At 51.7% G+C, this 23,065-nt stretch carries 17 protein-coding genes; 10 read left to right on the top strand and 7 right to left on the bottom strand.

Annotated elements, in window-relative coordinates; translation table 11 throughout:
- Nucleotides 1-187: 187 nt before the first annotated feature.
- Both BLW34_RS17455 and BLW34_RS16555 read right to left on the bottom strand, forming a co-directional pair.
- A complete protein-coding gene (locus tag BLW34_RS17455; protein WP_371263937.1) occupies nt 188-655 on the bottom strand; it encodes a transposase in 468 nt (155 codons plus the stop codon).
- 533 nt (nt 656-1,188) lie between these two features.
- Nucleotides 1,189-1,674 carry a transposase gene (locus tag BLW34_RS16555; RefSeq protein ID WP_218138854.1) on the bottom strand — a complete coding sequence of 162 codons (486 nt, stop codon included), beginning with the start codon at nt 1,672-1,674 and terminating at the stop codon, nt 1,189-1,191.
- Between the two features lie 361 nt (nt 1,675-2,035).
- On the opposite strand from BLW34_RS16555, the gene BLW34_RS12195 reads away from it, so the two are divergent.
- The 3 genes from BLW34_RS12195 to galU all read left to right on the top strand — a co-directional run bounded on the left by BLW34_RS12195 (nt 2,036) and on the right by galU (nt 12,970).
- A complete protein-coding gene (locus BLW34_RS12195) occupies nt 2,036-2,350 on the top strand; it encodes a BON domain-containing protein (protein WP_090580004.1) in 315 nt (104 codons plus the stop codon).
- Nucleotides 2,351-2,962: 612 nt separating this feature from the next.
- Complete coding sequence (locus BLW34_RS12190) at nt 2,963-11,899, top strand: glycoside hydrolase family 94 protein (RefSeq protein ID WP_090580001.1); 8,937 nt, start codon at nt 2,963-2,965, stop codon at nt 11,897-11,899.
- 183 nt (nt 11,900-12,082) lie between these two features.
- The gene (gene galU / locus BLW34_RS12185; protein ID WP_090579998.1) at nt 12,083-12,970 is read left to right on the top strand and encodes a UTP--glucose-1-phosphate uridylyltransferase GalU; all 888 of its coding nucleotides are present in this window, start codon (nt 12,083-12,085) and stop codon (nt 12,968-12,970) included.
- A 183-nt stretch (nt 12,971-13,153) separates the two neighbouring features.
- Here galU and BLW34_RS12180 read toward each other — a convergent pair whose 3' ends face one another.
- Together BLW34_RS12180 and BLW34_RS12175 are read right to left on the bottom strand one after the other, a co-directional pair.
- Nucleotides 13,154-13,858 carry a Crp/Fnr family transcriptional regulator gene (locus tag BLW34_RS12180; protein WP_256203776.1) on the bottom strand — a complete coding sequence of 235 codons (705 nt, stop codon included), beginning with the start codon at nt 13,856-13,858 and terminating at the stop codon, nt 13,154-13,156.
- Between the two features lie 210 nt (nt 13,859-14,068).
- Complete coding sequence (locus BLW34_RS12175) at nt 14,069-14,797, bottom strand: Crp/Fnr family transcriptional regulator (protein WP_090579993.1); 729 nt, start codon at nt 14,795-14,797, stop codon at nt 14,069-14,071.
- Nucleotides 14,798-15,046: 249 nt separating this feature from the next.
- Here BLW34_RS12175 and BLW34_RS15705 point away from each other — a divergent pair, with 249 nt between their 5' ends.
- The 5 genes from BLW34_RS15705 (at nt 15,047) to BLW34_RS12155 (ending at nt 17,418) form a co-directional block, all read left to right on the top strand.
- Entirely contained in the window at nt 15,047-15,190 is a 144-nt protein-coding gene (locus tag BLW34_RS15705; RefSeq protein WP_143002271.1) for a lmo0937 family membrane protein, read from the top strand.
- Between the two features lie 400 nt (nt 15,191-15,590).
- On the top strand, nt 15,591-15,815 hold the full coding sequence (locus BLW34_RS12170) for a hypothetical protein (protein ID WP_143037922.1): 225 nt from the start codon (nt 15,591-15,593) through the stop codon (nt 15,813-15,815).
- Nucleotides 15,816-15,920: 105 nt separating this feature from the next.
- Entirely contained in the window at nt 15,921-16,205 is a 285-nt protein-coding gene (locus BLW34_RS12165; protein WP_090579986.1) for a GlsB/YeaQ/YmgE family stress response membrane protein, read from the top strand.
- A complete protein-coding gene (locus BLW34_RS12160) occupies nt 16,202-16,504 on the top strand; it encodes a sll1863 family stress response protein (protein WP_090579984.1) in 303 nt (100 codons plus the stop codon). Before BLW34_RS12165 ends, BLW34_RS12160 begins: the two co-directional genes overlap by 4 nt.
- Nucleotides 16,505-16,758: 254 nt before the next feature.
- On the top strand, nt 16,759-17,418 hold the full coding sequence (locus tag BLW34_RS12155; protein ID WP_090579981.1) for a PAQR family membrane homeostasis protein TrhA: 660 nt from the start codon (nt 16,759-16,761) through the stop codon (nt 17,416-17,418).
- A gap of 51 nt (nt 17,419-17,469) precedes the next feature.
- Here the strand turns inward: BLW34_RS12155 and BLW34_RS12150 are convergent, their stop codons facing one another.
- The 3 genes from BLW34_RS12150 to BLW34_RS12140 form a co-directional block, all read right to left on the bottom strand.
- Entirely contained in the window at nt 17,470-17,784 is a 315-nt protein-coding gene (locus tag BLW34_RS12150) for a DUF1840 domain-containing protein (protein ID WP_090579979.1), read from the bottom strand.
- 251 nt (nt 17,785-18,035) lie between these two features.
- On the bottom strand, nt 18,036-18,194 hold the full coding sequence (locus BLW34_RS12145; RefSeq protein ID WP_090579976.1) for a DUF3309 family protein: 159 nt from the start codon (nt 18,192-18,194) through the stop codon (nt 18,036-18,038).
- Between the two features lie 21 nt (nt 18,195-18,215).
- Nucleotides 18,216-19,397, bottom strand: coding sequence for a DesA family fatty acid desaturase (locus tag BLW34_RS12140; RefSeq protein ID WP_090580007.1), 1,182 nt, complete (start codon nt 19,395-19,397; stop codon nt 18,216-18,218).
- A gap of 1,264 nt (nt 19,398-20,661) precedes the next feature.
- On the opposite strand from BLW34_RS12140, the gene BLW34_RS12135 reads away from it, so the two are divergent.
- A complete protein-coding gene (locus tag BLW34_RS12135) occupies nt 20,662-21,285 on the top strand; it encodes a Crp/Fnr family transcriptional regulator (protein ID WP_218138853.1) in 624 nt (207 codons plus the stop codon).
- Nucleotides 21,286-21,978: 693 nt separating this feature from the next.
- Nucleotides 21,979-22,593, top strand: a complete 615-nt coding sequence (locus BLW34_RS12130; protein ID WP_177166029.1) for a class I SAM-dependent methyltransferase — start codon at nt 21,979-21,981, stop codon at nt 22,591-22,593.
- Nucleotides 22,594-23,065 lie beyond the last annotated feature (472 nt).

The following is a 23,065-nucleotide window of genomic DNA, read 5'->3' as shown; positions in this document are numbered from 1 at the left end:
TCGTATGGCCCTGATCCAATACCAGACTGATCGCATCTAATTTGTATTCCTTTGTATATTGCTTCCTCGTTACCATTACTTCCTCCAGTTAAGCTATTTTCTCTTAACTGGAATGTCCGGATTCATTAAACCAGGTCATAAAACCATATTTTCCTGATACGTTGTGTGCAGCTATCTAACCCACACTCTACTTTAGACATTCACCCACCACCCTTGCGTCGCCTGAGCGGTGACACAAGCTGGGAATGAAACGAGTGAGATTGATATTATTTGCTGGTGACAGCGATGCTACACTCGCAGTCTTGGGTCGCCACGCTGTTCTGGGCAAGTGAATATCGAGGATTTCTGGCTGAAGCCGTCCCTGAAAACAAGTAAAGTAAAATTCCATGCGCAGCCACTGCGCCACCAAACCGCCGGTCAGGGGTTGTTTGTTGCGCCATGGCGCTACGACCTCGACAGGAAAAGCTTCTTCCACGATCAGGCTCAATAGCTGAACCAGCGTCCACGCTGTCGAGCGAATCTGCATCCATAACTCCAGCGCAGTGCGTTTCTGCTGCCACAGATTGTTCACACCCCACCAGCGCTTCAAGTTGTGAAACAAGGGTTCGATGCCCCAGCGATGTGCGTACAGATACAGTATTGCTTCGGCACGCAACTCCGTTTCGGTTGCCAATAGCCAAGCGTGTTTTTGACCAATGCTGTTTGTTCGTATCGTAGAATTCGCACCATACCGCGCGCACCGGCGCTCCTTTCAGAAAACGCACCATTGCAACCACGGTGCGCAGGCGAACCAACTGCTCCTTGCCATAGAGTGTCAGCTTGATTTCGGTTAGCGGTAAATTCCGGATCGCATCGGGTGTCATTTTGATCCCGTAGGTTTTGGGTCGTCCACGTCGAGGCTTGGATAACACGTCTGGCGGCATGAATAATGCAGCATCGCGCCGCGCCTGACCGATAATCCGCATCTTTCGCGACAGTAGCGGCAATACCAGCCTCACCCGCATGAACCAGGCATCGAACAGCAACCGGACGGATTTTTTCATCATCACTGGGGCCAGACTGCGCACTAACGCCAGCGCAATAAATAGTCAATTTGTTGCGATTGCCGGTGGTGGGAACTGAACGGGACACAATCGGCAACACGTACCTCCTGCCCGCGCGGCCTAGCACGCTGACGCCCAATGTAACTCAGCATTGCGCCAGCAGAAACTGCGGCCTGTTGCTCTTCTTTGCGTGATCGTCCCGAATGGTGCTGCCCGGCGCCTTCTCGGATTGGCGTGGAATCAGCGTATCGTCGATGACCAGACTGAGCGCCTCCGTTGGCAATGCATTGTTGACCACCTCAAACAAGGCGCGCGCCAGCCGTAGTGTCCGGACGCTGCCGCGTTCCAGGAGTTTGTAATAGGTCGTCCAGTGACGGCCCCGGACAAGGGCGCTGATCGCACGTGTCACCCAGCCTTCGGGAGAAATCAGACAGCCACACAGCAGTTCGACGAAAGTAGCGCGAGAACGCATGGGTACAGCGGTAAGTAGATGAGAGTAATCCAGCTTGACAGGCAACGACGGACAGTTTGAGCGTAGGACATAGGAAGCCAATTGAGGAGTAAAAACTCCTTCATTGGTCTCCGCCCTGCATACGCCAAAAAACCCGCGTACGCAGGGCGGAGACCGCACTAACTTTCCCTTCTGTCAAGTTATTTTTGCTCATTTTGTGAATAATTTCACGCCTCGTATCGCTACTTTGTTTCTGCCTTAATGGCAGCTCTTTTGATGCTGAATGTCTAAACTTGAGTAACCCACAAAAAAAGGGGGGCTATGTGTGCTAGCGTACATACTAGATGCTCTATCCCTGTAATAATTTGATCTGAAAGGCGTTTCAGTTTTAATTCTGATTTTTGCGAATACTTTCCGGAGAACCGAATAAGGTCGTGAATTTCAGATTGAATACCGCACCGAAGGTAGTAAACCAAGCGCCCTTTAATCTAAAAGGATCAAGGGGTGTTTTAGTTCCGTCAATCATCTGGGAGAACTTAACATGACACAACTTAATAACCGCTTCTCCACTTTCTTCTTAATTGCTCTAATGGCTTTTTTCTTGGGTTGCGCATCAACGTCAAAGCAAGAAGGAACTGGAGAGTATTTCGATGATACTGTCATTACCACGAAGGTCATAACGGCAATTCTTAATGAGCCCACCTTAAAATCTGCTGAAATCAACGTTGAAACCTTCAAAGGTGTCGTTCAACTGAGTGGCTTCGTCAGTTCCCAGGCTAATATCGATAAGGCGATCGAAGTCGCGCGCAGTGTCAAGGGCGTGGTATCTGTCAAGAATGCCATGCGAGTCAAATGATGGTAGATCGCTGCATTGATTAACCGTAGCCATTGTATTTTTTATCATCGTATATACCTTCTCCCGCTGGGAGAAGGCCGGGTGAGGAATTATAAAAACCGAATTTTGAAGTGTGATGAGTATAGTTGTGAGTAGCCAGCAGAAAGGTTCTCTACACAAAATGAATCAGATCCTCATAGTCACAGCGGAGACTTGATTTCAATTCCGAATCCAAAATGACGCGAAGGTAAGCGGGAGCCGATAAAGGATAAGTTTTGATTAAGATCTAATGATCTGCCTATGTCGGCGACGCTGTCTGGAATCCCTAACCCAGATATTTGGTCAAGGCCTCCCTGAATCGTACGTGAGTGGTTCTTGGCCAGCCGTCACTGTAAGGAAGCATTCTCTGGATACCCTAACGGTCGGCTCTTTAGGATATGCGTGTATGACGAATAGGCTATACCTTGCATCTTGCCAGTAATGGCTACTCAGTTCCATTTCATTCCAGTGATTCATTCCAGCTGGATATGCACTTTTACAAGAGGCGCTATGCTAGATTCCGATTCATCAAATTATTGGTATTGCCGGGAAATGGGCGTAAAGATTCCTATCCAAAATGGAGTGCATTTCTAAATGGAGACCCATAACAATCGTTTCTTCCGATATTTGCGCCGGTTGAGTGCGAACTTGCGCGGCGGCATCCCCCTAAAGGATGCCTTCAATGAGCCGCCGCTACGCTCGGAACTGCTTAGCGCCGATCAGATGGAACAGCGTGGCAGGCGTCTCGCTGCCATGCACAAAGTGACACAGGAACGTCCGCAGGATCACCTGATGACGCGACTGGCGGCAAATGAAGCGGTTTTGATCGACGTCTGCAGACGACTCACAACGGCGGTAAGAGCCAACCAGCAGATCACGCCGGCCAGCGAATGGCTGCTTGATAATTTCTATTTAGTTGAAGAACAGATCCGTACCGCCAGGCGCCACATGCCTAAGGGGTATAGTCGGGAATTACCTCGTTTATTGAATGGCCCTTCAGCTGGATTGCCGCGTGTATACGATATCGCGCTGGAGATCATTTCGCACGGAGATGGACGGGTGGACTCGGAAAGTCTCAACCGTTTCGTCGCGGCCTATCAGACGGTTAACACGCTCAAATTAAGCGAGTTATGGGCTATCCCCATCATGCTGCGATTGGCGTTAATTGAGAACCTGCGGCGCGTTGCCATTCGCATCGCCGCCGACAGAATCGACTGCGACCTCGCTAGCGCCTGGGCAGAGCAGATGGCGGCGGTCGCAGCGACGGATCCGAAGAGCCTGGTGCTCGTGATCGCGGACATGGCGCGCTCGCAACCGCCGATGTCAACTCCATTCGTATCAGAATTTACGCGTCGGCTGCAAGGACATGGCCTCGCCCTGGCATTGCCGCTAACCTGGATCGAGCAAGTGCTCGCCGAGTCGGGACTGACCATCGAGCAGTTGGTCCAATCGGGAAACCAGCATCAGGCGGCCGACCAAGTTTCCATTAGCAACAGCATCGGCAGCTTGCGTTTCCTGGGTGGGATGGATTGGCGCGAGTTCGTCGAAACCATGAGTATCGTCGAGCAAATATTACGCGAAGATCCGAGCGGTGCCTATGGCAAGATGGATTTTGCCACCCGCGACCGTTATCGTCATGCGATCGAAAAGATTTCAAGGCGGAGCTCCCTCACTGAAACCGAGGTAGCGCAAAGTGCACTCCAACTCGCGCATGAGGTTCAGGCAGCGCATCCAAATGACGACGAACGCGCGGCACATGTCGGCTTCTACTTGATTGATCGAGGCTTACACAAACTTGAGACAAGGACACAAGCGCACTTCTCTGTTGCTGATACCCTCGCGAAAATGGGGTCACAGCACTCATTGGTCGTGTATCTCGGTCTAATCGCGCTGCTAACGCTGTTGTTCAGCGCTGGTCTGATGGCAATCGCTCATACTCAAAATGTGCCGAATGAATTCTTGCTGCTGATCGGTATACTCGCACTGCTGTCCACCAGCCAGTTGGCACTCACTCTGGTGAATTGGCTGGCAACCTTGTTCGTGCGCCCGCATTCGCTGCCGCGTATGGATTTCTCCAACGGCATACCCGCACAATCTCAGACACTGGTCATCGTGCCGACGATGCTCACTAACCCGCAAAGTGTCGACGATCTGGTCGAGGCTTTGGAAGTGCGCTTTCTGGCGAATCGGGACAACAATCTGTATTTCGGCTTGTTGACCGATTTTCGCGACGCGCACGAAGAAACGCTCGCCGAAGACGAGCCGCTGTTGCAGCTGGCCCAGGCACGAATCGAGACGCTGAATGCAAAATATGGCGCTGTGGAAAAGAGTATTTTCTTTCTTTTTCATCGCCCACGCCGCTGGAATCCGCAAGAGCGCATCTGGATGGGCTACGAACGTAAGCGTGGCAAGCTTGCGGACTTGAATGCATTGCTGCGCGATAAAATGCTTAGCAATGCCGGCAACCGTTTCTCACGCATCGTCGGTGATACCACTTGCCTCGCGAACGTTAAGTACGTCATCACTTTGGATACAGATACGCAGCTACCGCGTGACGTCGCACGGCAGCTTGTGGCTGCCATGTCTCATCCGCTGAATCGCCCACGCTACGACGAACAGCGGCAGCGCGTGCACGAGGGCTACGGTATTCTCCAGCCGCGTGTCAGCGTAAGCCTGGAAGGCACCAACCGCTCGCGTTATGCGCGATTGCATGGTGGTGAAGCTGGCATCGACCCCTATACCCGGGCCATCTCCGATGTCTACCAGGACGTGTTTGGCGAAGGCTCGTTTATCGGTAAAGGCATCTATGAGATCGATATGTTCGAGCGGGCATTGAATGGGCGTTTTCCCGAAAACCAGATTCTCAGCCACGATTTGCTGGAGGGATGTTATGCGCGTGCCGGCTTATTGAGCGATGTACATGTGCATGAGGATTACCCTGCGCACTACAGCGTGGACGTGAGCCGCCGTCATCGCTGGATACGTGGCGACTGGCAATTGCTGGGCTGGCTGTTGCCCCGCATTCCCGGTCCCGATAACCGTCGACTGAAGAACCCGCTCTCGCGTCTGTCGCGATGGAAACTGTTCGACAACCTGCGGCGCAGTCTCGTGCCGGCAGCGTTGACGCTGCTGCTGTTGCTAGGCTGGGTGGTGCTTGCATCACCCTTGCTCTGGACCTTGGCAGTGATCGGCACACTCCTGATTCCACCTTTGATCACATCGATTGTGGAAATCTTTCACAAGCCGGACGAGGTGCCGTTACGCCAACATCTTACCGCTGCACTCGACACGGCAAGCCAACGCCTGGCGCAAGCGGCCTTTACCCTGACATGCCTTCCCTACGAAGCCTGGTTCAGCCTGGATGCAATCGTACGTACAGCGGGACGTATGCTGTTCACCCACAGACGGTTGCTCGAATGGAATCCGTCGGGCGAAGCCGCACGTAACAGCCGCACGGATTTCGCCGCCACTTTGCGCGCGATGTGGGTCGCCCCGCTGATTGCCATTGCTGTGATACTTTATCTGCTGCTGTTCAAGCCTGCTGCACTCACGGTAGCAGGACCCATCCTGCTGCTATGGCTAGGTTCACCCGTGATTGTCTGGTGGACCGGCCAACCACTCGCACGCCGCGAGGCACGACTGACGGCTGGGCAGACCGTCTTTTTGCGCAAGATTTCGCGCAAAACCTGGGCATTCTTCGAGACTTTTGTTGGGCCGGAAGATCATTGGCTGCCGCCGGATAACTATCAAGAGTATCGCGGCGCCGCCGTTGCGCATCGCACTTCGCCGACCAATATGGGAATGGCGCTACTTGCGAATTTATCCGCATACGACTTCGGCTACATTCCGGCCGGGCAACTCATCAAGCGCACGGCACAGACCCTCGGCACCATGCAAACGCTGGAACGGCATCGTAGTCACTTCTACAACTGGTACGATACGCAATCGTTGAAACCGTTGCATCCGGCTTACGTTTCGACGGTGGACAGCGGAAACCTCGCAGGTCATCTGCTGACCTTGCAGTCGGGTCTGCTCACGCTTGCCAATGATAGAATCCTTGGTGCGCACTGGTTCCACGGACTCCACGATACGCTAGGAATTCTGGTGGATGCGGCAGGCAACACCCGGTCAGGGCTACTCGCTTCATTGCAGACGGATATCGAGTCTGCATGCAGTTCTCCGCCAACTACGCTCGCGCTGGCGTGGCAATGCCTCGACCAACTGGCGAAACGCGCGGAGGCGTTTGCCGACAGCATTGAAGCTGCCTCTCAGAAGCTGCCTCAAACAGGAAGAAGTGCGCTGGTGTCGGCCGAAAAAAAACAGCACGCAAAAACCGGAGGATACCTGGAGACTGATGAGGATTCCACGCACCACCCGACCCTGGATCACGCCAGCGCAGTCATCTCCGAGACAACTTCCGAGAGCGATGCGGTTTGGTGGGCGCATGCGCTGTTCCGGCAATGCCGCGCCGCCCTCGACGAGTTAACCTTTCTCGCCCCCTGGCTGGTGCTGCCAACCGCACCGAGCGGGCTTGAAGACAACCTTGGCATCGCCGCAATCCCAACGCTGCGGGAATTGGCAAACATCGAAGATAGATTGCTGCTGGAAATTGAACAGCGGATCGCCGCACCCCTTGCGGATGCTGCGACATCCTCGGAACGCAAGTGGCTGTATGAGTTTCGACACTGCATCACTCAAGCTAGCCACCGCGCCACTGAACGAATTGTGATTATCGAGCGGCTTGCCATGCAGTCAAGCGAGCTCGCGTGCATGACGTATGACTTCCTATATGACAAATCGTCGCGTCTGCTGGCGATTGGATACAACGTGGATCAACTGCGGCGGGATGAGAGTTACTACGACTTGCTGGCTTCGGAAGCGAGATTAATCAACTTCGTCGCGATTGCGCAGGGGCAAGTGCCGCAGGAGAGCTGGTTTACCCTGGGACGTCTGCTCACGACTGTCGGCGGCGAACCCGTCCTTTTATCGTGGAGCGGTTCGATGTTCGAGTACCTGATGCCGCTCCTGGTCATGCCGACCTTTGATAACACGCTGCTTGACCAGACCTATAAGGCGGCGGTGGCGCGGCAGATCGAGTATGGGCGGCAGCGTGGCATACCGTGGGGTATGTCGGAGTCTGGCTATAACCTGGTCGACATCCATCTCAATTATCAGTATCGGGCATTTGGTGTGCCTGGCCTGGGACTCCAACGCGGACTCGCCGATGACCTGGTCGTTGCTCCCTATGCCACAGTACTGGCACTGATGGTGGCACCCGAAGCGGCGTATCTGAACCTGCAACGACTCGCTGCGCAAGGATTGGAAGGAAAATTCGGCTTTTACGAAGCCATTGACTACACCCCGTCTCGTCAACGACGCGGGGAATCGAGCACTGTAGTTCGATCTTATATGGCGCACCACCAGGGAATGAGTCTGCTTTCCCTGGCCTATTTGCTGTTGGATCGTCCGATGCAGAAGCGCTTCGAGTCGGTCCCGCTGTTCCAGGCGACCTTGCTGCTGCTCCAGGAGCGGATTCCCAAAACCACACCGTTCTTTCCGAGCACGGCCCAATTTTCTGACATTCGACTGACCGCCCGTACTGCGGAAGCGCCGATTCGCGTTTTCAACAATGCGAATACGCCAATGCCCGAAGTGCAATTGTTGTCCAACGGACGCTATCATGTGATGATCACCAACGCCGGCGGCGGCTATAGCCGTTGGAAAGATCTCGCCATCACACGCTGGCGCGAGGATACGACTTGCGATCACTGGGGGGCGTTCTGTTATCTTCGTGACGAGCGTAGTGGGGAGATCTGGTCGACCGCGTATCAGCCGACACTGAAACAGCCACAGTATTACGAAGTGATTTTCTCCGAGGGACGCGCTGAATTTCGTCGTCGCGATTTCATAGGCGATGGTCATTTCGAAACCTATACCGAGATCGTGGTATCACCAGAGGACGATATCGAGCTGCGCCGCATGCGCATCACTAACCGCACCCATACCCGCCGCACCATTACGATGACGAGTTACGCGGAAATCGTGCTTGCCGTACCTGCCTCAGATGCGCTGCATCCAGCTTTCAGCAATCTGTTCGTGCAGACCGAGATCGACGAGAAACGCCACGCGATACTTTGCACGCGCCGGCCGCGTTCAGCTGCCGAGCAAACATCCTGGATGTTTCACATGATGACGGCGCACGGAGCGGATATCGATGCCATCTCTTATGAGACGGATAGGATGCAATTCATTGGCCGCGGCCACACCACCGCCGACCCGCAAGCGCTGGGCGGCGCATCATCAGGGGTGCTTTCCGGTAGCCAGGGCTCAGTGCTGGATCCGATTGTCGCCATTCGCCATGCCATTACGCTCGATCCGGAACAAACGATCACCCTCGATATGGTGAGCGGCATGGGGGAAACCCGTGATGCCGCATTAAGCCTAATCGAAAGATATCAGGATAGGCGGCTTGCAGATCGTGTCTTTGATGTCGCCTGGACACATGCCCAAGTGGTGTTACGCCAACTCAATGCGAGCGAGGCCGACGCGCAACTCTACGGACGCCTGGCTAATTCTGTTATCTATGCCCACGGCTTGCTTCGCGCCGAAACCAGCATTCTGATGCAGAATCGTCGTGGGCAATCCGGTTTATGGAGCCATGCCATTTCTGGCGATTTCCCCATCGTCCTGCTGCAGATTGGCGATGCAGCCAATATCGAATTGGTGCGTCAACTGGTGCAGGCTCACGCCTACTGGCGTTTCAAAGGGCTGGTGGTGGATCTGGTGATCTGGAACGAAGACCGTGCCGGTTACCGGCAATTGCTCCAGGATCACATTATCGGTTTGATTGCGGCGGGCGTCGAAGCGCATGTCATCGATCGACCGGGTGGCATCTTCGTGCGACGCGCGGAACAGATTTCGAACGAAGATCGCGTTCTGTTCCAATCGGTCGCGCGCGCGATCATAACGGACAGCCGAGGAACACTGGCGGAGCAGATCAACCGCCGTAGCTTCAGGGATGTGCGGATGCCGCGCTTCCGGCCGAGCCAAAGCCACCATGCCGATCTTCCTGGCAGCAGCCTATTGCCGCAGCGCGATCTCATTCTGCACAACGGGCTGGGCGGATTCACACGGGACGGGCGCGAGTATGTCATGACCACCACGGCTGCGCAAGTGACGCCCGCGCCATGGGTGAATGTATTGGCGAATCCGCATTTTGGTACCGTCATTTCCGAGAGCGGTCAAGCTTATACCTGGAGCGAAAACGCGCATGAGTTCCGTCTTACCCCTTGGCACAACGACCCGGTATCTGATGCGAGCGGAGAAGCTTTTTATCTACGCGACGAAGAGAGTGGACATTTCTGGTCGCCCACACCCCTGCCCTGTCGCGGCGCGAATGCGTATGTCAGCCGGCATGGCTTCGGTTATAGCGTGTTCGAGCATACCGAAGGCGGCATTGTCTCGGAACTGTGGGTGTACGTGGCTGTGGATGCTGCGGTCAAATTCTCGGTATTGAAAGTGCGTAACGCATCAGGACGACCACGGCGGCTCTCCGCGACCGGCTACGTGGAGTGGGTGCTGGGCGATTTGCGGCCGAAATCGATCCTGCACGTGACCACCGAGGTGGATTCCGGCAGCGGTGCGCTGTTCGCCCACAACCCTTACAACACGGAATTCATCGGCCGGATTGCTTTCTTCGATGTGGATGAGACCAATCGCTCGATCAGTTGCGACCGCGCTGAGTTCATTGGACGTAACGGCTCGCTCAAAAATCCGGCAGCGATGACGCGTACACGGCTTTCAGGCAAGGTAGGGGCAGCATTGGATCCTTGCGCTGCGATCCAGGTAGGCTTCGACTTGGCCGACGGGCAAGAACGCGAGATCATCTTCCGCCTTGGCCAGGCCGGCAGGCGTGGGGCTGATGATGCGCGCAATCTGGTGCGCCGTTTTCGTGGATCGGCCGCCGCGCATGCTGCACTCGAAGCGGTGTGGCAATACTGGAACCACACTCTCGGCGCGGTTCAGGTGGAAACCCCAGATCCGTCTCTCAACGTGCTGGCTAATGGTTGGCTTGTCTACCAAACGCTTGCCTGTCGTCTATGGGCACGCAGCGGCTATTATCAATCGGGCGGCGCCTTCGGTTTCCGCGACCAGTTGCAGGACGTGATGGCGCTGATCCATGCCGAGCCGCAACGCGTGCGCGAACAATTGCTGCTGTGCGCGGCGCATCAGTTTGTCGAAGGCGATGTACAGCACTGGTGGCATCCACCGTCGAGCCGTGGCGTACGCACCCATTGCTCCGACGACTACCTCTGGCTGCCACTGGCGGTGTGTCGTTATGTGCTGAGTACCGGTGATAGCGGTGTGCTGGATGAATCCATTCCTTTCCTCGAAGGCCGCCCGGTCAGCCCTGAGGATGACTCGTATTATGACCTGCCAGGGCACTCTACCGAGTCGGCCAGCCTGTACCAGCACTGCGCACGCGCCATCCGGCACGGCCTGGCGTTTGGCGAGCATGGTCTGCCGCTGATCGGTTCCGGAGACTGGAACGACGGCATGAACCTGGTGGGCATGCTCGGCAAGGGTGAAAGCGTCTGGCTCGGCTTCTTCCTGTATGAAGTGCTGATGCGCTTCGCAGTGCTGGCGCAACAGCAGGGCGACGTGCCGTTTGCTGAGCAGTGCCGGCGCGAAGCCGAGCAACTGCGCCAATGTATCGAGCAGAATGCCTGGGATGGCGCATGGTATCGCCGCGCCTACTTCGATGACGGTACCATGCTAGGGTCGGCAACCAACATCGAATGCCAGATCGATTCGATCTCACAAAGCTGGTCAGTGCTCTCCGGCGCGGGCGATGGCGCACGTTCACGCATGGGCATGGACGCCGTATATACCCGACTGGTGCGGCACGATCATGCGTTGATCCAGCTTCTGGATCCGCCATTCGACAAATCGGATCTCGATCCGGGCTACATCAAAGGTTATGTTCCTGGCGTGCGCGAAAACGGCGGGCAATACACCCATGCCGCTATCTGGACCGCAATGGCATTCGCAGCCCTGGGCGACAATCAGCGCGCGTGGGAATTGCTGACCATGATCAATCCGGTGAATCATGGAAAATCGGCAGCGGGTGTAGCGATCTACAAAGTTGAGCCCTATGTCGTCGCCGCCGATGTCTATGCGGTTTCGCCGCACGCCGGTCGCGGGGGATGGAGCTGGTACACGGGTTCCGCCGGTTGGATGTACCGGCTGATTGTGGAATCTCTGCTCGGCCTGAGGCTGGATGTGGACAAACTGCATTTTGCTCCCTGCCTGCCTGCGTCCTGGCAAGGGTTCAAACTGCATTACCGGTATCGGGAGACTGTCTACCATATCACCGTGTCGCAATCGGATGCCGGCGATGCTGTGCAGAGCAGTGCAATGCGCGTCACGGTAGATGGCATCGAACACCCCGACAAAATCATTCCGCTGATCGACGATCGCCAGGATCATACGGTCGAAGTAAACATCGTAACCCTGCCCCAGCCACATTGATGATCCAGCAGATAAACATGAGCACAGTCCTCACTCTAGGTAATAAACCAAAAGCATTCATGCATTTTTCAGCACACTGCTTTTTTGTTAGCGCAAAGAGTTACGATGAACTACATTTTCTCTTCACCCGGTATGCAGGCGGGATGAGGGCAATATCAAATAACATTTTTTGAGGTTTGCATCATGCATAACTGTAATCAGCAAGCTATCACCAAGGCGATTTTTCCAGTCGCTGGTTTAGGAACACGTTTTTTGCCGGCCACCAAAGCCTCACCAAAAGAAATGCTGGTAGTCGTTGATAAACCGCTTATTCAATACGCAGTTGAAGAGGCCTATGCTGCAGGCATACGCGAAATGATCTTTGTGACAGGCCGCAATAAACGCGCAATTGAAGACCATTTCGACACGGCTTATGAGCTGGAAGCTGAACTGGCTGCCCATGGCAAAGACGATTTAATCGCGATCGTCAATGCCATTAAGCCTGATGACATGGAATGTGTATACATCCGCCAGTCCAGGGCACTCGGTCTGGGCCATGCCGTGTTGTGCGCCGAACACCTGGTTCACGGCGCGCCCTTTGCGGTGTTGTTGGCCGACGACTTGATGGTAGGCGATCCACCCATCATGCAGCAAATGACCGACCTTTTCGGTCAACACCGGTGCAGCATTCTAGCGGTGCAGGAAGTACCGCAGGATCAGACCAGCCGTTACGGTATCGTTCAAGGAGAGACGCTGACGCCAGATCTTATCAAGATCACCGGCTTGGTTGAAAAACCTCACCCTAGTGTTGCCCCCAGTAACCTGGCAGTCGCTGGGCGCTACATCCTGACCACAGCAGTATTCGAGCACATTCGCGCACAACTTCGCGGCACTGGGGGTGAGATTCAACTCACTGATGGCATTGCAGCCCTGCTTGGTTCAGAGCAAGTACTGGCTTATCGCTACCACGGCAAACGTTATGACTGTGGCAGCAGGCTGGGATTGCTACAGGCCAGTGTCGATATTGCATCTGCTCATCCACAGCTGGGCAGCGAGTTCTCTGCCTGGTTGAAAGCACGGCAAGGCGTTTAACCCGGATATTTCACCAAGCTGCCTTGCAACATGATGCAAAAGCTGATGAACAAGCGATTCCAGGCAGATTTACACAAATCCAATTTGTATCGGCAACCTTTGCAGATAATTTGTAAGCCATTCGTACGGCAACGAAAGTTGTATTTATTGAAACGCCCTTGAAAATATGCCTACAAAACAGGACTAAGCGAACAACCTAGCATAGTGATCGTTCATCACGCCGTAACACTCGCAGGATGTCGCTTCGAGCTCCTTCCGGTCAAGGATACTGATCTCACCGCGGTTATAGCTGATAACCTTTCTCCGTTGCAGCACGCCTGCAGCAACGGTGACGCTACTTCTGCGCACCCCGAGCATGTTGGCGAGGTACTCATGCGTAAGATGAAAATGATCGGCGTGTGCACGGTCATGCGTCATTAATAACCAGCGCGCCAGCCGCGGCTCGATCTCATGGAAATGGTTGCAGGCACTGGTTCGCGACAATTGCGTCATCAATACGTACAGGTAGCGGTTGAGCGTGTCCAGCAAGTAGGCGCTGTCGCGCAATTCGTGCTGGAACTGCGTGGCGGTCATCCTCAACGCGGTACCGGCACCTTGCACCATTGCGCGCAGCGGTGCAACATTGATTCCCAGCACGAGCGTCACGCCGAGCATGCCTTCGTTACCAATCAGTCCTGCTTCCAGCGGTTGATGGCCGTCCATTGCTATCGACCGTGAGATGAAACCGGTAAGGGGAAAGTATACGTGCTGGAAAGGCTGATTGGCTTCACACAGAGTAGTGCCGAAAACCAGCCTTACCGGCTCGCAGCGTTTTAGAACTCTGTTTCGTTCCTCGCGCGGCAAACATCCAATCAGGTGGTTGATCACTCGTGCCGGTGTTGTAGTCAACATCTAGTTATCCTGCAGCACGAAAAAATCCAGAAAATGGTCCGAGAAAGGTGCTGAACAATCCCGAAAATATAGCTTGATCGATAATCACACTATTGTCTGTACGTTACAGCACAGAGAGGACACGCCAATACTGTTTAAGGAAGGTCTGACTAAGTGGTTGCAGCGACACATTGCTGGGTTGCGGTACTTAAATCATCGCTCAATCTGTCAACTAACCTGGCGTGGAGAAATATTGGGTAACAGGCGATCGGTTTCTTTCTTGACGACGGCGTAACACTCGCAACTCAACTGCTCAAGTCTGGGCCGATCCAGTATCGTGATATGTCCGCGGTTGTATTCGATCACGCCGAGTTCCTGCAACTTTCCGGCAGCATCGGTGACACCTTCACGGCGCACGCCAAGCATGTTGGCAATCAGCTCCTGGGTCATCGTCAATTGATTGTTCGGCAGGCGATCCATTGAAAGTAAAAGCCAGCGGCATAGTTGCTGGTCAATCGAGTGGTGACGATTGCAGACCGCCGTCTGGGCCATTTGCGTAATCAAGGCCTGCGTGTAACGCAGCATCAGTTGTAACAGCTCGCCGTGGCGATTGAACTCATCTTTGAGCCGCTGCCCCAGCAGTCGATAGGCGTAACCGGCACTTTGCACAATCCCCCGGCTCGGGGTGCTTTCACCGCCCATGAATAACGCGATACCGATAAGACCATCATTACCCACCACGGAGATTTCCGCCGATGCACCGCTCTCCATCACGTAGAGCAGCGACACGATGGCGTTGGTCGGGAAATAGACATGGCGCAAAGTGTCCCCGGATTCATATAAAACTTTGCCAAGTGGCAGTGACACCAGTTCAAGATGAGGAAACAGGCGTCTCTGCATTTCAGCTGACAAAGCAGCCAAAAGATGGTTTTGTTGCGGCGTGGGTAACTCGGACATGTCAGTCTCCATTCTGAAAAGGAAATCCCAGGATAACTCAAAAGCAGGCTCATTCTGTACGCTACCCTATATATATGTACCCGAACTTATCACCTCCAGCCATTTCCAGATAGCAACGCACACTGCAGAAACTGAGCACAGGGGGCAAGAAAATAGCCTTGCGTACGCTATCGCACAGACTCAGTCTGGTTGCTCCACTTAATCTTGCAACAAGCAGATCTTTGCCAAATAATCACTGGAGATATAATCATGCTCGAAATCATTGCCATAGTCTTAATAGTTCTGTGGGTGCTAGGGCTAGTTTCGTCAGCCTCCATAGGCGGATTCATTCACGTTCTATTGGTCATAGCCGTCATCTTGATACTAGTCCGACTCATTCAAGGCCGGGGGTAATACATCTACCTGAGTTCTTTAAAAAAACTCTGACTAAACCACCTACTGAAAGTAGGTGGTTTAGCGTAGCGCGCGTGAATCAAAATATTTAAAGGTTCAAGCTACTGTCTAAAGACGGTGGCTTTAACTTTATGCTGGAAATAACATACTTCGGAATCGGCTTGATAACGAAAGGGCATAAGCGACTTCCTGCAATTCATTTGTTTTCGTTATTTCTTCCGCCAAGCAGATTCCTACCCGACCTTGAAATGTTGAAAGTGAACGATGATTCTCATTATGTGCGGTATCGTACAGACGGCGTTTAATGCTGTCATTAGAATTAAACCAATGGTTAGAAAACCATATGTTCAGTGGGAATGGCCCAATGGACGTAACCAAAACCTAAAATGGGAAAATGAAAATGAAACCTTACTACCTTCTTATACTTATGATCGCCACGACAATTCTGGTGCTACCTGCCTGTGACCAAAAACAAACAGGTACCGAAAAGGCCATGAATAAAGTAGATGACGCGCTTGACCGACGACCCGGCGAGAAAGCCCGTGATGCCGCTGAAGATGCTAGTGATAAGCTCGAAGATGCAGGCAAAGAAATCAAGGAAAATGTTAAAGACGCTACCAATTAGGATGCATCACTATTCATTGTCTTTTTCGTGATCTTCGGCATGGCAGATACCGAGTTATACATAAGCAGGTTATTTCCAATTGCTGATAACCCAGAGAAGTGACTAATGGACTATGCAGGGTTATTGATTTTTATCGCAATCGGCGCAGTCGCAGGTTGGCTAGCTGGAATATTGATGAAAGGAAGAGGCTTTGGTCTCCTGGGTAATATTATTGTTGGCATTGTCGGTGCCATTGCAGGGGGTCTCTTGTTCGGTCTATTGGGACTCATCGGTTCAATAGTGACCGCTATAGTCGGGGCAGCAGTATTACTATTTCCCTATTTCTGGCTTGGGTTATCACGAAGTCTAAGAATCAATTCTGAATTGATTAACATAGGAGATGCGTTATGAGCACGAAAGAAGCATACAAACAAAAGATAGAAGCCGAGGTGGAACTGGCTCAGGCCAAATTAGCAGAATTACGAGCCGAAGCAAAGAGTTCTGCAGCCGATGCCCGTATCAAATATGATATGCAAATCGCAGAACTTGAGCAGAAGGTTGATGCTGCGAAAGCCAAGATGAAAGAACTGGGTGAAGCAAGCGAGGATGCGTGGGAGCATCTTAAGGATGGTGCAGAAAACGCTTGGGATAAACTAAGTAGCGCTGTTCGAGATACTGCCGCAAAGTTGAAAGATAAGTTTAAAGATTAAATGTAGTTAGCCTTGTTAAACCGTTCCACGCTGATGCGCGCACCGATCAGCGTGGACATTGCAAATATCGAAAGACTCTATTCATAAAGTTGTGCCCAGAGGTGAGCAGAATTGACTTCCACTTCTCAAAATGCTGTTTATTCGATGATCTCCGATCGACAAAAAGTCAAGTTCATGTGCCTCCCGGGAACGGTGTTGTTTGACCCATCAAGTCGTTTTCTACACCCGCGTTATAGATCGTAGGTTCGAATATTGTGAACATCTTGCTTGCAGTACCCAAACGTGAGCAGTCCCGAGGGGAAGAGATCGCGAACAGCATCAGCCACGGTATAGGGCTGATCGCAGCACTTGCGGCAGCCCCATTTCTTGTTATGCATGCGGTGCAGTACGAAGATACGAGGTTCATCGTTGGCACGAGCCTCTTCGCGGCGGCGATGGTGCTGCTTTACTTTGCTTCTACCCTCTATCACGCCTTGCCGCGAGGCAAGGCGAAGCGTGTGTTTAAGATTGTCGAACACTCCGCGATCTTTCTCCTTATCGCCGGCACCTACACGCCATTCACGCTTGGTGTGCTTCGAGGCGCGTGGGGCTGGACGCTTCTTGGGATCGTCTGGAGTTTTGCCGCAATCGGGGTGGCGCTGAAAGTATTTGATAAGATGCACAACCCCATCATCTCCATCAGCCTTTATTTGCTTATGGGGTGGCTCATTCTGATCGCAATTTATCCGTTGTATATCCGCATACCTGCATCCGGCCTACTATGGCTGGTTGCAGGGGGGGTGGCTTACACCGTTGGCGTATTTTTTTTTGTGACCGATTCGCGCCTTCGATATGGTCACTTCATCTGGCATTTGTTTGTAATGGTAGGTACTGCATGCCATTACTTCGCAGTGCTCTGGTATGCGGCTTCCTAGCTCTCGCAGAGACGGGTCTTCCACTTAGCCTATTTTTTTCCTGATATCGATTTATTTCCACATTACGTTACAGTCTGCCTTTGCTGCGGCGGTCAGTAGCTCAATTAGAGGCAGTCCTCGCTTAACCATGCTTACTACTGGTTCATCCGTATCCTCATCCTTAGTCTCGACAGGTGGCGAGACTTGTGAGACTCTTTTTTGTGCATCTAAAGCGGCTGTTAACCGATTCAATGCTTGAGGAACATCAGTTGCCAGAATAGCGCCTGGCACGGTTGCGCTGTGTCCCATCATTTTCAGCATGGTAAGCGCGTCACCCCCAAACATGGTAATGTCGGCATAGGCATCGGTTGTAAATGTCACAAGCATACATTTCTCCTTGAATGGTAATGAATCGATTGCGATTGGCTAGCTTTCCGAACTTATCCTTCGTAAGGTTGTAAATTTACTGGTTCATGCCGGCCAACTGATCGCGCTTCCCGGCGTTTCGATATTCGCTTCCTCTCGCTCACTAAAAAATACGTACAACAGACCCTGTACGCTAAAGCACAGAACCTGCTGTGCGACCCCCCTGTCATTACCTTGTGACTCTATATACTTTCCGCGCAATCAAACGAGCGCTATATTCGACCTGTCAGCAACAGAATGAGTAAAATAAGCAAAACTATCCCGAGAATACCGCTGGGGGCATAACCCCACCCCCTGCTGTAAGGCCACGTTGGAATCACACCAACCAGCATCAGAATCAGAATGATCAGCAGTATTGTTCCTAGTGTCATTTTATTTCTCCTTCCAAACGGTTAGTCGTAATAACGCAATTTCCGGGAGAATTCCTGCAATGCACTGATGCCACTCTCCTCGGCACGCTGACACCAGTTTTCCAGTTGCTTTACAAGCTGTTCCTTGGATGCAGTTGAACGGCTCCACAGAACGGCCAGATCCTGCCGCATCGAGTAGGTGGTCCTTAGTACCTTGCTGAAATGGAGTGCCTGATCCAATGCTGCCCGCTCTTTCTCCGGCAGCTCACCCGCATCCCTTTGCAGCCAATGTTTAACCGCTTCCAGCGCAGGGGTATCCTGCAGGCCAGACATCTCGCGAGCCTGCAAATTGCGGATTTCCGCTAATGCGGTCTGCTTCAGGTATTTGGCGTACCTAGCCAGCACGTCGTAGCGGTGCGTGATGACGGCTTGCAGCGTCTCTAAGTCGCAGCAACCAGTTTTGGCCAGGTTGAGCCGGATCTTGGGCGCCACTTTGCGCACTGTGGCCAAGCCCATTATCTCCAGGGCGCGAATGTATACCCAACCAATGTCGAATTCCCACCACTTGTTAGACAGCTTGGCGGAAGTCACGTAGGCGTGGTGATTGTTGTGCAGCTCCTCACCTCCGATCAGAATGCCCCACGGAGAAATGTTGGTAGAGGCGTCACTCGATGCGAAATTGCGATAGCCCCAGTAGTGGCCGACGCCGTTGATAACACCAGCGGCAAAGAACGGGATCCACAGCATCTGCACGCCCCACATGATGAGGCCGATTGGACCGAACAGGACGAGATCAATCGCCAGCATGATGCCGATACCGAGCACGGCATGCTTTGAATACAGGTTGCGCTCGAGCCAGTCGTCGGGTGTGCCGTGACCATATTTCTCTAGCGTTGCAGTGTTCTTGGCCTCCATACGGTAGAGTTTGGCACCCTTGAACAGCACTGTTCCGACGCCATAGATCTGCGGACTGTGTGGATCTTCACAGGTTTCGCACTTGGCATGGTGCTTGCGGTGAATGGCCACCCATTCCTTGGTAATCATCCCGGTAGTGAGCCACAACCAGAAGCGGAAACAGTGGCTGACTGTAGGATGCAGCTCCAGCGCACGGTGGGCTTGGTGCCGGTGCAGAAAAATCGTCACCGAGGCGATGGTCATGTGGGTCAAACCCAGCGTAACCAGCACATAACCCCACCAGGGAAGGTCAAATAAACCAAGTTGCATGAATTGGCCCTCCGTCAAAATAAAATATGTACCCATCACGATCCAGTCCTCCTCATCTCTGGCCTGGTTTACTCGCTTCTATAACATCCTCGTCAAACAACCCCGCAGTGGGTTTCCAACGGCCAGGCATCCACTACATATCCATCGTGCGTTTTTTATACAAACACTCATCCTTTATATTAAAAATACACCTAATCCCCTGTCGTTTCTGTACGTTAGCGCACAGATTTGATTTTATGTGCGATGCAGATAGCGAATTGGTTTTCTGATCTGGTCCGAAGAAGATTGAATTTTTGATGCCAATACTATAGATCAGGCCCGCAAATAAAGAGTATTTATTGTGTTTTTCAGATCATAGGTATGGAAAAAGGCAGCACAAGAAAGCCTAGCAGAGTGACCCGAGCGCGCCAAAGTTGACTTCCAGGGCCGCTTCGCTAAATATGCCGCCTAACACTATTTGAGGACTCAATCAATAGCTTTAATGATGCTTGTTGTTGAATCTGCTCCAAGCCTTTTGTCATTTTGAGCTTTTCAGTGTTTGCGTTAAAGAGTGTTTACCAGCTTGGCACTTTCAATCAAGTTGTAGAGAATTTGACTGCCTCCCTCTACCAAGTAACAGAAGTCCATCTCGCTAGGATTCTTAATCATCACGGTCTGCCCGTCAGGGCACCGTCGCGCTCACCTGCACAAGGCTATGCTCTCTACAAGCACATCTGGTTCCGATCCGCCTTCTGCTTTCTCCGGCTCTTTTCATTTCTGATCTGACCATTTCTCCTTGAATGTCTTTCGTCTGAAAGGCAAAAACGCATCCAAACTTTTGAGATATTACATAACTTGAGCTCAAAGAAGGACTTTTTGATCGCTGATCAACAAGGGTTAAATCTACGTGTTTGCACGTATATTTTTAGCCAACATTTTTCGATACTCTTATTGATGCATTAAAACTTATTGATTCGGGCAAGTATCGTATGAAGTCACTACCTACTGTAGCGTCACTCATGCGACAAGTTTATTGCTATAACTATAATTGAGTAGTTAAAACTTTATCTAGCCGATCAATAACCATCTCTTTATGTTCACGCGGTTTTATCTGAAAAGGAGATTACCTATGCCTACTGCTCATCCCCATATTCCCCATATTCCCCATATTCCCCATATTCCCCATATTCCCCATATTCCCCATAGTGCACACCAGAACCATCTTCTCGCCGCCCTGCCCACAGATTAATTCGAACAACTGCATCCTCATCTGGAACTGGTGCCGATGCTGATCGGCGAAGTCCTGTGCGAGCACGACTATAAACTGAATCACGTCTTCTTCCCCACTACCTCGATCGTGTCTCTACTCAATTTCACGAAGGATGGTAAATCAACCGAAATCGCGATAGTCGGCAATGAGGGAGTAGTCGGAGTGTCCCTCTTTATGGGTGGGGATACCATGCCGAATCTTCCCGTGGTGCAGATCCCGGGCTATGCCTACCGATTAAAAGGGTACTTGCTGAAGCAGGAATTCAATCACGTTATGCCGATGCAGCATCTGTTGCTGCGTTACACCCATGCGCTGCTCACGCAGATCGCGCAGACGGCAGTGTGCAATCGGCATCATTCGGTGGAACAGCAGCTCTGCCGTCTGCTGCTGTTATGCCTAGACCGCTTGCCATCGAACGAGTTGATAATGACACAGGAATTGATCGCCAATATGCTCGGCGTGCGCCGCGAAGGCATTACCGAGGCGGCCGGTAAATTGCAACGCGCGGACATAGTCCATTACCACCGGGGCCACATCACGGTGCTGGATCGATTGTGCCTGGAAGCCAAGGTTTGCGAGTGCTATAAAGTGGTCAAGAAAGAATATGATCGGCTGCTTCCCGACATGATCGCAACGTGATCGGCATTATCAAGATAACTGGGACATGGCTTATCATACCGCAGTATTATGAGATCGTTATCGTTCTATCACCATTGCTGATTCGTTGCCTGGATTATCAGCCACAATGCCTATCGTTGTACGTTTGCTTCTGCCTGAAAGCGTGCAAAAAAGAAGTCTCGCTAATACGAAGTTCCGCAAAAAGTCTTCTGCACGTTCCGATGACCCAGTTGAATGGCACTCAACCCTCACATATTTACTTGATATGTATTGTTAATCCGCGACACACTCACTTTCTGTACGGCAACGCACATACTGCGGCCGATTTATTCCGTAGACTGTGCATCGAATGAGCATGATTCGGTTGACACGATCGCGCCAGATTTCTGAGCCTACAACCCGAATCCTCGATACTGTTGTCAAGAGCAATACACACTGTTGCTCAATTACCTAAGTGGTGACTTATCGGGTTAACAGATCGGTAATTCGGAGCTCCCAAAGGAACTTGAAAAGGGTAAATATTTTCTGGGGTGGCTGGTTGGAGTGCCGGTCATCGTGCTGATTATCATTTATCTACTTTCTAATTAAGGAAGGGAAAGTGATGAAACGATTGAGTCTGACTAAAAGCACTTCGTAGGCTGAGAAAATAACGTTCTCCAGGCTTTCTAGAATAACCCCTTTATTTGTTTTGAGAGTCGCTAATCTATGGATATAGTGTCGATTCAGAAGGTCTATAAACGCTACGCAAAAGTATATAACTTTTATTTCGGCTGGATCTTTAATCCAGGCAGAAAAATGGCGGTGCAGTTGTTGAATGCAAAACCTGGGAATCGCATCTTAGAGGTTGGTGTCGGAACTGGTTTATCGTTACCGCTCTATTCGAAAGAGGTAAAAGTGGTTGGTATTGATATCTCGCCTGAAATGCTCGAAAGAGCTCGAGAGTTAATTAACGAGGTAAAGCTCAAAAATATTGAAGATCTTCTGCTTATGGACGCTGAGAACATGACTTTTCCCGACGACTCTTTCGATTGTGTAGTTGCAATGTATGTCGCCTCAGTAATCCCCAATCCTAAAAAATTTATTAAAGAAATAAAACGCGTTTGTAAACCCGGCGGACCAATTGTCATCATCAATCACTTCTATCGGCCAGAAAGATTCAGCGGTAAGGCCATAGAGTTACTAGGTCCTCTTTCAAAGGTGTTGGGTTTTCGTCCTAATTTTTCTTTGGATAATTTTTTAAAAGAAACAGGCTTGGTAGTTAGTGATGAAATCCCAGCCAATATTTTAGATATGTGGACCATACTCCTTTCCGCCAATGATAAGAAATAGACTAACCTGACTATACAAGCTTATGATAAATAAAAATTTTTCTTCAATAAATCTTTCTTGATTACAAGCTTCTCCGAAATGCTTAACTCTCCTAGGAGATGTTCATGAAATCCCTTCAAAAGGGTCTTGCGTTAATAACGTCATCATCCTGGGCAATCTAGGATCATATTGGTTGGAATAGGAAAGTAGAACGGATTTGCTAAATGACTCAGATTGACATTCGGCATAATATGTACCAGCAGTTCGTTTCAGCATTAGCATTACGGATTGACTTATAGTAGCCATGGTTCTTATACATCATGCAACTCTTGACGGAGGTGGCCATAGCGGGGAAAACGAAACGTGCAGCGCTGGTTTTGGCGGAGGATCAAAAGAAGATGCTGAAGGAGCTATCCAGATCAAGAACAGCACCGGCGCGCGAGATTGAACGCGCCAAGATACTGATCGACTATGCTGATGGTATCTCTATTAC

The sequence above is a fragment of the Nitrosomonas sp. Nm58 genome (assembly GCF_900107335.1).
GTDB lineage: Bacteria > Pseudomonadota > Gammaproteobacteria > Burkholderiales > Nitrosomonadaceae > Nitrosomonas.
The sequence above is the reverse complement of the archived record's forward strand: the minus strand, read 5'-3'. Positions and strand labels throughout refer to the sequence as shown.

Bases quoted from the DNA above. Each gene is read 5' to 3' on its own strand.
- BLW34_RS12195 (WP_090580004.1), top strand. From the start codon at position 2,036: ATGACACAACTTAATAACCGCTTCTCCACTTTCTTCTTAATTGCTCTA.
- BLW34_RS12190 (WP_090580001.1), top strand. From the start codon at position 2,963: ATGGAGACCCATAACAATCGTTTCTTCCGATATTTGCGCCGGTTGAGT.
- galU (WP_090579998.1), top strand. From the start codon at position 12,083: ATGCATAACTGTAATCAGCAAGCTATCACCAAGGCGATTTTTCCAGTC.
- BLW34_RS12175 (WP_090579993.1), bottom strand. From the start codon at position 14,797: ATGTCCGAGTTACCCACGCCGCAACAAAACCATCTTTTGGCTGCTTTG.
- BLW34_RS15705 (WP_143002271.1), top strand. From the start codon at position 15,047: ATGCTCGAAATCATTGCCATAGTCTTAATAGTTCTGTGGGTGCTAGGG.
- BLW34_RS12170 (WP_143037922.1), top strand. From the start codon at position 15,591: ATGAAACCTTACTACCTTCTTATACTTATGATCGCCACGACAATTCTG.
- BLW34_RS12165 (WP_090579986.1), top strand. From the start codon at position 15,921: ATGGACTATGCAGGGTTATTGATTTTTATCGCAATCGGCGCAGTCGCA.
- BLW34_RS12160 (WP_090579984.1), top strand. From the start codon at position 16,202: ATGAGCACGAAAGAAGCATACAAACAAAAGATAGAAGCCGAGGTGGAA.
- BLW34_RS12150 (WP_090579979.1), bottom strand. From the start codon at position 17,784: ATGCTTGTGACATTTACAACCGATGCCTATGCCGACATTACCATGTTT.
- BLW34_RS12145 (WP_090579976.1), bottom strand. From the start codon at position 18,194: ATGACACTAGGAACAATACTGCTGATCATTCTGATTCTGATGCTGGTT.
- BLW34_RS12140 (WP_090580007.1), bottom strand. From the start codon at position 19,397: ATGCAACTTGGTTTATTTGACCTTCCCTGGTGGGGTTATGTGCTGGTT.
- BLW34_RS12135 (WP_218138853.1), top strand. From the start codon at position 20,662: ATGCTGATCGGCGAAGTCCTGTGCGAGCACGACTATAAACTGAATCAC.